Origin of the sequence: Oceanicola sp. 502str15, from assembly GCF_024105635.1 — a bacterium.
In the GTDB taxonomy this organism is placed as follows: Bacteria; Pseudomonadota; Alphaproteobacteria; order Rhodobacterales; family Rhodobacteraceae; genus Vannielia.
The window spans coordinates 1,191,798-1,201,938 of the sequence record NZ_WYDQ01000001.1 but is presented as its reverse complement, the minus strand read 5'-3'; the positions used below and the strand labels follow the sequence as shown (position 1 = coordinate 1,201,938).

12 protein-coding genes are annotated in these 10,141 nt (G+C 68.3%); 6 read left to right on the top strand and 6 right to left on the bottom strand.

From position 1 onward, the window contains the following. Window positions 1-102: 102 nt before the first annotated feature. The 4 genes from GTH22_RS05740 (at window position 103) to GTH22_RS05730 (ending at window position 2,825) form a co-directional block, all read left to right on the top strand. On the top strand, window positions 103-726 hold the full coding sequence (locus GTH22_RS05740; RefSeq protein WP_252943827.1) for a DUF6778 family protein: 624 nt from the start codon (window positions 103-105) through the stop codon (window positions 724-726). Window positions 727-898: 172 nt separating this feature from the next. Further along, window positions 899-1,033: a hypothetical protein gene (locus tag GTH22_RS22070; protein WP_256471557.1), complete on the top strand. Its 135-nt coding sequence runs from the start codon at window positions 899-901 to the stop codon at window positions 1,031-1,033. A 39-nt stretch (window positions 1,034-1,072) separates the two neighbouring features. Then, complete coding sequence (locus tag GTH22_RS05735) at window positions 1,073-2,278, top strand: RSP_2647 family RNA methyltransferase (protein WP_252943825.1); 1,206 nt, start codon at window positions 1,073-1,075, stop codon at window positions 2,276-2,278. Window positions 2,279-2,285: 7 nt separating this feature from the next. Continuing rightward, window positions 2,286-2,825: an RSP_2648 family PIN domain-containing protein gene (locus GTH22_RS05730; protein WP_252943823.1), complete on the top strand. Its 540-nt coding sequence runs from the start codon at window positions 2,286-2,288 to the stop codon at window positions 2,823-2,825. An 83-nt stretch (window positions 2,826-2,908) separates the two neighbouring features. Here GTH22_RS05730 and GTH22_RS05725 read toward each other — a convergent pair whose 3' ends face one another. Continuing rightward, complete coding sequence (locus tag GTH22_RS05725) at window positions 2,909-3,595, bottom strand: M48 family metallopeptidase (protein WP_252943822.1); 687 nt, start codon at window positions 3,593-3,595, stop codon at window positions 2,909-2,911. A 184-nt stretch (window positions 3,596-3,779) separates the two neighbouring features. Between GTH22_RS05725 and GTH22_RS05720 the strand changes: the two genes are divergently transcribed. Then, window positions 3,780-4,091: a hypothetical protein gene (locus GTH22_RS05720; protein ID WP_252943820.1), complete on the top strand. Its 312-nt coding sequence runs from the start codon at window positions 3,780-3,782 to the stop codon at window positions 4,089-4,091. Here the strand turns inward: GTH22_RS05720 and GTH22_RS05715 are convergent. The 4 genes from GTH22_RS05715 to GTH22_RS05700 all read right to left on the bottom strand — a co-directional run bounded on the left by GTH22_RS05715 (window position 4,088) and on the right by GTH22_RS05700 (window position 6,954). Next, complete coding sequence (locus tag GTH22_RS05715) at window positions 4,088-4,525, bottom strand: OsmC family protein (RefSeq protein WP_252943818.1); 438 nt, start codon at window positions 4,523-4,525, stop codon at window positions 4,088-4,090. The two genes, GTH22_RS05720 and GTH22_RS05715, sit on opposite strands and share 4 nt — an antisense overlap. A gap of 62 nt (window positions 4,526-4,587) precedes the next feature. After that, on the bottom strand, window positions 4,588-5,478 hold the full coding sequence (locus GTH22_RS05710) for a lysophospholipid acyltransferase family protein (protein WP_252943817.1): 891 nt from the start codon (window positions 5,476-5,478) through the stop codon (window positions 4,588-4,590). Between the two features lie 79 nt (window positions 5,479-5,557). Continuing rightward, a complete protein-coding gene (locus GTH22_RS05705; protein ID WP_252943814.1) occupies window positions 5,558-6,697 on the bottom strand; it encodes a flagellar motor switch protein FliG in 1,140 nt (379 codons plus the stop codon). Between the two features lie 101 nt (window positions 6,698-6,798). After that, entirely contained in the window at window positions 6,799-6,954 is a 156-nt protein-coding gene (locus tag GTH22_RS05700) for a chitin-binding domain-containing protein (RefSeq protein ID WP_252943812.1), read from the bottom strand. A gap of 296 nt (window positions 6,955-7,250) precedes the next feature. On the opposite strand from GTH22_RS05700, the gene GTH22_RS05695 reads away from it, so the two are divergent. Continuing rightward, the gene (locus GTH22_RS05695; RefSeq protein WP_252943810.1) at window positions 7,251-8,744 is read left to right on the top strand and encodes a peroxidase family protein; all 1,494 of its coding nucleotides are present in this window, start codon (window positions 7,251-7,253) and stop codon (window positions 8,742-8,744) included. Window positions 8,745-8,864: 120 nt separating this feature from the next. Here the strand turns inward: GTH22_RS05695 and GTH22_RS05690 are convergent, their stop codons facing one another. Further along, entirely contained in the window at window positions 8,865-10,094 is a 1,230-nt protein-coding gene (locus tag GTH22_RS05690; protein WP_252943809.1) for an MFS transporter, read from the bottom strand. Window positions 10,095-10,141: the final 47 nt, after the last annotated feature.

The following is a 10,141-nucleotide window of genomic DNA, read 5'->3' as shown; positions in this document are numbered from 1 at the left end:
GGTGAACAATTCGGTCGAATTTATCATATTCTTGCCTCAATTTCGGCGCTCCATCCGGGCATCAGCAGGTCAAACACTGCAATCGGTCCGGAGGATTGAACCATGAAACAACTCGCGAAAACCGCCGCCCTGGCCGCCGTCGTGCTGTCGGTCGCAGGCTGCGCCGTGAACACCAGCGTTCCGGTTGCCACCCGGTCCGCGCCGCTCGGCACCTCTCAGCCGGTGGCCGTCACCCAACAGCGCGCCGCCGTGGCGCAGGCCTACCAGATCCACGACATCGACGTGAACGTGCCCAGCTCGCTGCGCGTCTCAGAGGCCAACACCTATTTCCCCAACGCCGATATCGTCTGGCGCGATGATGCACCCGGCGACCGCCACAAGCAGGTCGCCGCGATCTTCGAAGAGGCCCTCGGCCGCGGATCGGTGCGCCTGACCAAGGGCAAGCCGGTCGACGTGCAGATCGAGGTGATGCGCTTCCACTCGCTCACCGAAAAGACCCGCTACACCGTGGGCGGCGTGCATTCGATCAAGTTCCGCATGACCGTGGTTGACCCGGACACCGGCGAAGAGCTGGAAAGCCGGGTGATCACCGCCGACCTCAAGGCCTATGGCGGCTCCAAGGCGGTGGCGATGGAAGCCAAAGGGTGGGGGCAGAAAGCCCGCATCACACAACATCTGGCCAATACCTTTGCCGCCGAGCTTTCGGCCCATCCCACGGCCAGCTGACCCGACACAGACCACGCCGGCGGCGGCAAGAAGCCGCCGGTGTTGCACGCAGGTTACCCTTAAGTAAGCAATTCGTGCGAAAACATCGAGAAAAGCCCCGAAAGCTCATGTTTTGACATATAACGGGGAACGAGCAGCAAGGGCTCCGCGTTGAGCCTCAAAGGATGAACCGATGATGACACCCAAACTCACTCTGGTTACACTGGCGCTGGCCACCCTGGCCGCCTGTTCGCAATCCCCGATCGAGGCCATTCCGGTGCAGCAACTCGACAGCACCACCGTCTGGTCGACCGGCAACTATCGCTGACCCCTTTTCGGCGGCGGCCTGACCGGATAGGTCAGGCGCATGTGTGCTGCCCAAACCCTCCCCACCGTCCGTCTCAAGCCCTCCGCCGACGCCCGTGCCATCCGCCACGGCGCGCCTTGGGCCTATTCCGATACCCTCGTGCTCGACCGGCGCACCAAGGCGCTGGCCGCGGGCACGATTGCCGTGCTGGAAGATGCCAACCGGGCGCCGCTCGCGCTGGTCGGCGTCACCCCTGAAAGCCGCATCGCCGCCCGGGTGCTGGATCGCGACTGCGAGGCCAGCATCGACAGGGCATGGTTCACCAACCGCCTGCAAGGCGCGCTCGACCTGCGCGAAAGGCTCTATGACGCGCCGTTCTACCGGCTCGTCCACGCCGAGGCCGACGGGCTGCCCGGCGTCGTGATCGACCGCTTCGGCGACACCCTCGTGATCCAGCCCAACGCGGCATGGGCCGATGCCCTTTTCGACGCGCTGGCCGAGGCCGCGCGCGAGGTGACGGGCGCAACCTGCGTGATCCTGAACGGCATGGGCCGGGCCCGAAAGCTCGAGGGTCTCGAGGAAAAGCTGGAGGTGGTCCATGGCTCCGCCCCTGAAGGCCCGCTGCCGGTGCCGATGAACGGGGCGACCTACATGGCAGACCTCATGGGCGGGCAGAAGACCGGCCTGTTCTACGACCAGCGCGACAACCACGCCTTCACCGCCGCCCTCTCGCGGGGCGCGCGCGTGCTCGATGTCTTCTCCCACGTCGGCGGCTTCGCCCTTGCCGCGCTGGCGGGCGGGGCCGAGAGCGCGCTGGCGGTCGATGGCTCCGAACCCGCCCTCGCGCTGGCCGAGGCAGGGGCGGCGGCCGGCGGCATGGCCGAGCGCTTCACCACCCGCAAGGGCGATGCCTTTGCCGTGCTGGAGGCGCTGGCCGAAGAGGGGGCCCGCTTCGACGTGGTCATCTGCGACCCGCCCGCCTTCGCACCCTCGAAAAAGGCGCTGACCCAGGGCCTGCGCGCCTACGAGCGCGTCGCCCGCCTCGCCGCGCCGCTGGTCGCCCCGGGCGGCTACCTCACGCTCTGCTCCTGCTCCCACGCCGCCGATCTCGGCAAGTTCGGCAATGCCTGCGCCCGGGGCATCGGGCGGGCGGGCAGGGCGCCGCAACTGCTGCGCACCGGCTACGCCGCCCCCGATCACCCGATGCTGCCGCAACTGGCGGAGTCGGGCTACCTGAAGGCGCTCACCTACCGGCTGCCGGGATGACACGCCGGTGAAGCTCTGCCTCGACACCTGCGTGATCTACCCCACGGTGATGCGGGAGGTGCTGCTCGGTGCGGCGCGGGCCGGGTTCTTCACCCCGATGTGGTCGGCGCGCATCCTCGAGGAATGGCGCCGCGCCGCGCTCAAGCGCGGTCCGGTCGTGGGAGTGCAGGCCGAGGGCGAGATCGCGATGGTGCGCGCCGCCTGGCCGCGCGCCGAGGTGAAGGTCGAGCCCGGCCTCGAAGCCCGCCTCTGGCTGCCCGACCCGGCCGATGTGCACGTGCTGGCCGCCGCCGTGGCCGGATCGGCCGACGGGATCGTGACCGCCAACGCCAAGGATTTTCCCAGAAACGTGCTGGCCGAAGAGGGGCTGATGCGGGCCGATCCCGACGGGCTGCTGCTGGGCTTCGCCGAGGCCGACCGCGCCCGGATGGCCAGCGTGGCGGAGGCAGTGCGCGCCGAGGCCGAGCGGCTCTCGGGCGAGCCTTGGGACATGCGGGCACTCCTGAAGAAGGCGCGCCTCCCGCGGCTGGGCAAGGCGCTGGCCTGAAGGGCGGCGTGCCGTCGCGGTGAGACGCCCGCGGCAACGGCGTGTATGGATATTTTCAGCAAGAAAATGAACGGGTTGTGCGCTCAGGCCCCGCCCCACTTCTTCTCGTTGGCCTCGATCGCGGCGATGCGTTTTGCCGCCGGCGGATGGCTCAGGAACCAGGCCGGGGTCTTGGCCCCACCTGCGCCGGTGAGCTTGTCGAGCTTGGCAAAGAGCGATTTCTGCGCCGCGGTGCCGATGCCCGATTTGGTCAGCAGGGCGGAAGCATAGGCGTCGGCCTCGAACTCGTCGGCGCGCGACAGGCGGGCCATGAGCATCGAGGTCAGGCCGGTGGCGATGGCGGCGCCGATGCCGGGCAGGATGCGGTTGAGCACCATGGCAAGCCCGACCCGCAGGGCGTTTTGCCCGGAAAAGTCGATCATCCGGCGGCGCGAATGGCCCAGTGCCACATGGCCGAGCTCATGGGCAATGACCGAAGCCAGCTCCTGCTCGGTCACCGCGCCCTGCTTCAGCGCGTTGTGGAAGCCCCGGGTGATGAAGATCCGCCCGTCGGGCGCGGCGAGGCCGTTTATCGCCGGGGTTTCGAAGATATGCACCCGCAGCCGGGGCAGATCGAGGCTGCGGGCCATGCGGTCGGTGAGTTTGCTCATCGCCGGATCGTCGAGCGGGCTGCTCTGGCTGTCGAGCTGGCGCGCCAGCCGCCAGGCCGAGAAGCGCCACAGGATCAGCCCGTAGGCGAGGGCGAGGAGGATGGGGGTGAGCTTGAGCATTGGCCTCTATATGGGGCTTCGAAGCGGGCAGGGAAAGGTGCTTGCACGAGCGTGAATCCGGGGCCTGCGGGCGTGAATCCCTCTGATTGGGCCTTGCGAGCGGGCAAGCGGCTTCCCATCTTGGGGCCATTCAGAACGCCAAATACCTTTGACGACCAATCCTTTCGGAGCTGCCCCGATGCATATGAGCGACCCCACCCTTCTTACAGTCACCCCCACATGGCGCCCGATGGCGGGCCGTGCGGCCCTTGTGCTCGCCGCCGCGATCTTTGCCGCCGCGCTGGCCGCCTCGGGCCTGCGGCTGAGCGAGGGCGGCGGCATGGAGAGCGCGCTTTTTGCCCTCGCCTTCGCCTTCTTCTTCGCCATTCCGCTGCTGCTCGGCGCACAGCAGAGCCTTCTCGCCGCCGGCCAGACCCGGGCCTGCCTCTTTGCAGGCAGGGTGCTGGGTGTGGCCTGGCTGGCGGCGATTGCCTGGCTGGTCGGTCTCTACCTCTAGCCTTCGAAGGTGGTCTCGAGGGTGATCTCGGCGCCGCCCTCGAGCAGCTTGGAGATCGGGCAGTTGGCCTTGGCGGCTTCTGCTGCGGCCACGAAGGCCTCTTCGTCGATGCCCGCCACGCGGCCGGTCAGCTCGAGATGCACGCGCTTCACGGCAAATCCGTCACCTTCCTTGTCCATGTAGACCGTCGCCTTGGTCTCCAGCGCCTCGGCTTCCTTGCCGGTCTGGTCGGTGATCACCTTGGAGAGCGCCATGGTGAAGCAGCCCGCATGGGCCGCGCCGATCAGCTCTTCGGGGTTGGTGCCGGGCTTGTCCTCGAACCGGGTGTTGAAGCCGTAGGGCTGGTCGGACAGGGCGCCGGAGCCGGTCGAGATGCTGCCCTTGCCCTCCTTGATGCCGCCGCTCCAATGGGCCGATGCGTTGCGCTTGATCATGAGGTGCCTCCTGTTGAGTTGTTGAGCCTGTCAACGTGGCAGCGCAGGGGATGTTCCGGCCCTCAGCGGCCTTCTTTCCAGCGGCGATGGATCCAGAACCACTGGTCGGGGTCGGCCTCGATGCGGTCTTCGAGGCTGCGGGTGGCGGCCTCGGTCATGCTGCGCGGGTCGCTGTGGGCAATCGGGGCCTCCACCTCGACGGCATAATCGAGGCCGCCGTTCTGGCGCGTGGCATAGATCGGGATCATCAGCGCATCGTAGCGCAGGGCCATTTCGGCGGCGGAGGTGGCGGTGCGGGCAGGGCGGCCCATGAAGTCGATCACCTCGCCGCGCCAGGCGTGGACGTCGTGCAGGATGATCAGCATGCCGCCCGATTTCAGGTGGCGGATGAAGGCCATGGTGCCCTTGCGTCCCTGCGGGAATACAGGGCGGCCGACCGCCTCCATCGTCGCGACATAATGCTGGTTGAAGAAGGCATTGGCCATCGGCCGGTAGAGCCCGCCGAAGTGGTAGCCCCCGGTGTTGAGCCGGGCGCGGGCCGCCTCGTAATTGCCGAAATGCCCGGTGACGGCAATCACCGCGCGGCCCGCTTCGCGCGCCTCTTCCAGCGCCGGCAGGCCGGGGCCGGAGAGCGAGAAGCCGGAGGCGCGGGCAAAGAACTGGGGGTTGGAGTAGTTCTCCATCAGCACCCGGCCCGCGTTTTCGCAGACTTTGGCGGCAAGGGCGGCGCGGGCGGGCGGGTCCATGTCGGGCCAGACCCATGCGAGGTTGTCGCGCGCCCGCTTGCCATAGCCCGCCAGCGGGCCGATGACGCCGCGGGTGAGCTTGCCGAAGGCGGGGATGCGGGCCGGATAGGGCAGCAGCCGCGCCCCGCCGATGAAGCCGCGCAGGAGCTTGTCGGTCAGCCAGTCGGCCGCCGAGCCCTGCGGTGCATCCTCTTCGGTTTCGGCCATGCGGCTCCTCCCCGGGTGGTGGCACAGGGTTAGCCGTGGGGCGGCGGGAAGGGAAGGGGGAGGCTATGGCTCGGGCGGTCTACTCCTCGTCGTCGGGCGACAGCAGGATCACGTCTCCGGCGGCTTCGAGGCGGCGGATCTCGCCGACCACCTCCGTCATCGCCTCCTCACCCTCCTTCTCCTTGACCTTGCCACGCTCGGCCATTTCCTCGCGCAGCCCTTCGGCCATGCGCTTGGAGATATTGTCGAGGATGTGATCGCGGCTGCGCTCGGCCTCGCCGGTGGCGGCGGCCAGCGCGGTGACGAGCACCGACTGGTCGATGCCGCGGATGATCTTGGGGATATCGCGGGTCGAGAGGCGGTCGGCGATATTGGCGAAGGTGAAGATCGCCTTCTTCACCTGGTCGGCAAACTCGGCATCGTCTTCCTCGAGCCCCTTGAGCACGTCATCACGGGTGGCGGAGGGCGAGAAGTTCAGCACCGCGGCAACCCGCTCCACCGGACCTTCCTCGAAGGCGGCGATGGGCAGGGCATCGAACTGGGCAGCGAGCGTCAGCCCGATGCGGGCCACGGTTTCGGGCGCAACCTTGCCGGTGCGCGACATCGCATGGGTGATCCGGCGCGCCTTGTCGCCGGGCAGGCGGCCGAGCACCTCCGCCGCCTTGCCGGTGGGCAGCTTTGCCAGCACCACGGCGCCGACCTCCACGCTCTCCTCCTCCAGCATGGGCTGGAGCTTGGCAGCATCGAGCCCGGCAATCCGCTCCCAGGGGTCGCCCTTGGCGGCCACCCCGGCCTCACGGCGCAGGCGGGCGGCGGTGATGGGCGAGATATGGCCGTCGAGCAGGCCGAGCGCCCCCTCCATCGCGCCCGGAAAGCACAGCGCAATGCGGTCGAGCTCGCCGGAAAACTCCGAAATGACCTCGGCCAGCGTGTCGCGGTCGATGGTGCGCAGCTGGCTCATGGCGCGGGTCAGCTCGGTCTGCATCCCGTCGGGCCAGTCGGCGAGCGGCAGCTTGGCCCCGCCATTCACCAGCAGCCGCACGATGATCGCGGCCTTCTGGCGCCGCGACAGCTTCACGCTCGCCGCGCCGCCACCGCCCATGCCGCCCCCCGCCATGGCAGGCAGCCCGCCGAGGCCGCCGGAGGACGCGGGGCCATCATCGGACAGGGAGTCAAAGGCACCCAGCCCGCCGGGCAGCGGGGAAAGAGAGGTAGACATCAGCGCCTCGCGCCTCGAGCAGTGATCGTTGCCGACCAGCTTAGGCGGATGAGTTTAAGGCGGCGTTACCGCGCCCGCGTTTCTGCCGGGCCGTTCCTGCCTCAGCCGGTGGGCGTGATGCAGCTTGCAGATTTCTCGTCCCAGACCTTGCCGTCGGCGCAGGTCATCGTGACCTCGTGGCTCGACGAGCATTCGGCATGGGCAAGCGCGGGAGCGAGGGCCAGCACGAGGGCGGCCAGGGCGGTCTTCGTCTTCATGGGTCTCATACCTCCGGTTAATTCCCCAAGCCTAGCACGCGCACCGATTCCGGCAAAGCGCGCGCCCCCGTGCCCCGGCTTCCGTTACGGAAACGTGAATGCTCCGGTGCAACCGCGTGAATGCGCCCCCGCCGCGATTGCCGCTGGGTCAGCCCCGGCGCAACCCTCGTCGCAGGCACCGGGCAGACGGCTTGCCGGCCCCAAGGCCAAGCTGTCGTTTCCCCCGACCTCTCTGCCCGGTGCCCCCAGCAAATGCCGCGCCCCCGGCGTGGCCGTTCTTCAGGAGGACTCCAGCAATGACACATGCCAAAGGCCCCGCCCGTCCCGCTTTTGCCCCGCGTTCCAAGCTCTACAAGGGCCGTTTCGGGCGCATCTGCCCCGGCCTCACGCCCTGGGTTCCGCCCGGCGTGCCGCTCGGAGAGATCGAGGCGCATTTCGTCGCCTTCGCCAATGCCCACATGACCGAGCGCCCCGGCCTCAGCCCCGACGAGGCCAACGCGATCACCGACGAGCTCGAGGCCGAATTCAGCTCCGACATCCCGGCGGGCTACACCTACTTCGGCCAATTCGTCGACCATGACATCACCTTCGATCCCTCGCCGCTCGGCGTCACCATCACCGACCCGGAAGGGCTCGAGAACTTCCGCACGCCCCGGCTCGATCTCGATTGCGTCTACGGCACCGGCCCGGGCGACCAGCCCTTCATGTATGACGGCGCGGGCAAGTTCCTGATCGGCGAGATCCCCGGCACCGGGCTGGCCGACCTGCCGCGCAACCGCAATGGCATCGCCATCATCGGCGACAAGCGCAACGACGAGAACGCCATCGTCAGCCAGATCCAGCTCGCCTTCCTCACCGCCCACAACACCCTGGTCGACCGCGCCGTCGCCGCAGGCGCCGTGAACCCCTTCATGGAGGCGCGCCGGGTGCTGACCTATCTCTACCAGCACTGCGTCTGGAACGATTTCATCCGCCGCATCTGCATCGACGCGGTGGTCGATACCGCGCTCCAGAAGGACAAGGGCAAGGACGGGCGGGTGCAATGGCAGCTGGGCCTCAAGGACGTCTACTCCTGGGAGTACAATCCCTACATGCCGCTCGAGTTTTCGGTCGCGGCCTACCGCTTCGGCCATTCGATGGTGCGCAACGGCTACCAGACCAACTTCACCCACAACCAGCTCAAGCGGGTGCCGCTGTTCAACAACATCACCTCCGGCCCCGGCGCCGACGAGCCCGACCTGCGCGGCTTCCGGCCCCGCACCGAGGTGACGACGGTGCAGTGGGACTGGTTCTTCGACATGGGCAACCAGGCCGATTTCTTCCCCCAGAAGGCCCGCAAGATCGACACCAAGCTGGCCAACGCCCTGCTGTTCCTCGGCGAGAATGACGGCGACCCGGCTCATGTCGACAACAAGCTGGCGGCCCGCAACCTCATCCGCGGCGTCGCGCTCGAGCTGCCCTCGGGCCCCGACGTGGCGGCCAAGCTGAACGTGCCCAACGCGGTGACCCTCACCGCCGAGGAGCCGGCGGCGCTCTGGTACTACATCCTCAAGGAGGCCGAAGGGCAGGGCGGGGCACGGCTCGGCCGGCTCGGCTCCACCATCGTCGCGGCGGTCTTCGCCGGCCTGCTCAAGGGCGACCCGCGCGCCTTCGTCAACGCCGATCCGGGCTGGACCCCCGAGGACGAGCTGGCCAGCGGCATGCTGACGGCAGAGGACCGGCAGGACAACGCAGACTGGGGCCTCCCCGCGATCCTGCGGATTTCCGGACAGCCGGTGAGCGGCGTTTAACCCTTTCCCCTCACCAGGCAGGAAGGCCCGCAGGCGTGGTGGCTCGGGCCCTTCCGGGAAAGGTCCGTCCCCTTGGGGCGGGCCTTTTTCCGGTCCGGGCGGGCGCGGGCCGCGGCAGGCTCAGGCGCGGGTGTCCTTCGGGCGCATCACAAGCCAGATCAGCGCCCCCCCGGCAAGCACGAGGAACGGCGCCATGGCGAGGTTCACCGCCGTCCACCCGGCCTGCGGCGAGCCGCCCGAGCAGTTCATCAGCCCGCCTGAGGCCAGCGAGGCGAGGGTGACGCCGCCGAAGACGATCAGATCGTTCAGCCCCTGCATCCGCCCGCGCTCATGGGCACCATGGGCGCCCGCCAGCATGGTCGTCGCGCCGATGAATCCGAAGTTCCAGCCCAGCCCCAGCAGCACGAGGGCAAGGAAGAACTGCTCGAGGTTCACCCCCGAAAGCCCCACCGCTCCGGCCCCGGCCAGAATCACCAGCCCCGTGGCCATGATCTTCTCCACCCCGAACCGTGCGATCAGGTGGCCGGTAAAGAAGCTCGGCGCGAACATCGCCAGCACATGGGCCGTCACCACGTCGGCGGCATCGCCGGTCTCGAAGCCGCAGCCCACCACCGCGAGCGGCGTCGAGGTCATCACAAGGTTCATCAGCGCGTAGCTTACCATCGCACAGATCACCGCCACCGCAATGCGCGGGGTCTTCAGCAGCTCCATCCGCGAGCGGCCCTTCGGCGCGTCATGGGCCGGAACCGGCGGGCGCGGGATGTCGATGAAGAGAAACAGCAGCGAGCCGATCAGATTGACCGCGATCACCGCGCCATAGGTGCCCAGGAAGGGGATGACATAGGCATCCGCCGTCAACTTCACGATCTGCGGGCCGATGATGGCCGAGGCCAGCCCGCCCGCCATGACGTAGGAAATCGCCTTGGGGCGGAATTCCTCCGAGGCGGTATCGGCGGCGGCAAAGCGATAAAAACCCTGCGCCGACATGTAGATACCGGTAAGGAGCGAGCCCAGCAGGAACAGCCCGAAGCTCTGCTGATAGAGCCCGAGCGCCCCGATCGCGCCCCCCGCCGCACCGCCCGCCGTGCCCGCCCAGAAACCGGCGCGCCGCCCGAACCGCTGCATCAGCGCCGAGAGCGGGGTGGCCGAAAGCATCGAGCCGAGCACGATCAGCGAGATCGGCAGGGTGGCAAGGCAGACGTTGGGCGCAAGGCTCTGCCCGGCCAGCCCGCCGATGGTGAAGATCATCGGCATCTGGCTGCCCAGAAAGGCCTGCGCCGCGACCAGAACGGTCACGTTGCGGCGCGCCTTGCGATCGTCTCCGGCGGGGGTCAGGGGGGCAGTGCTCATGGCCGGTTTAGAGCCCAAGGCCGGGGGGGGTGCAAGCGCCAAAGCCA

Coding starts and splice junctions, on each gene's coding strand:
- GTH22_RS05740 (WP_252943827.1), top strand. CDS start 103: ATGAAACAACTCGCGAAAACCGCCGCCCTGGCCGCCGTCGTGCTGTCG.
- GTH22_RS22070 (WP_256471557.1), top strand. CDS start 899: ATGATGACACCCAAACTCACTCTGGTTACACTGGCGCTGGCCACCCTG.
- GTH22_RS05735 (WP_252943825.1), top strand. CDS start 1,073: ATGTGTGCTGCCCAAACCCTCCCCACCGTCCGTCTCAAGCCCTCCGCC.
- GTH22_RS05725 (WP_252943822.1), bottom strand. CDS start 3,595: ATGCTCAAGCTCACCCCCATCCTCCTCGCCCTCGCCTACGGGCTGATC.
- GTH22_RS05720 (WP_252943820.1), top strand. CDS start 3,780: ATGAGCGACCCCACCCTTCTTACAGTCACCCCCACATGGCGCCCGATG.
- GTH22_RS05715 (WP_252943818.1), bottom strand. CDS start 4,525: ATGATCAAGCGCAACGCATCGGCCCATTGGAGCGGCGGCATCAAGGAG.
- GTH22_RS05710 (WP_252943817.1), bottom strand. CDS start 5,478: ATGGCCGAAACCGAAGAGGATGCACCGCAGGGCTCGGCGGCCGACTGG.
- GTH22_RS05705 (WP_252943814.1), bottom strand. CDS start 6,697: ATGTCTACCTCTCTTTCCCCGCTGCCCGGCGGGCTGGGTGCCTTTGAC.
- GTH22_RS05700 (WP_252943812.1), bottom strand. CDS start 6,954: ATGAAGACGAAGACCGCCCTGGCCGCCCTCGTGCTGGCCCTCGCTCCC.
- GTH22_RS05695 (WP_252943810.1), top strand. CDS start 7,251: ATGACACATGCCAAAGGCCCCGCCCGTCCCGCTTTTGCCCCGCGTTCC.
- GTH22_RS05690 (WP_252943809.1), bottom strand. CDS start 10,094: ATGAGCACTGCCCCCCTGACCCCCGCCGGAGACGATCGCAAGGCGCGC.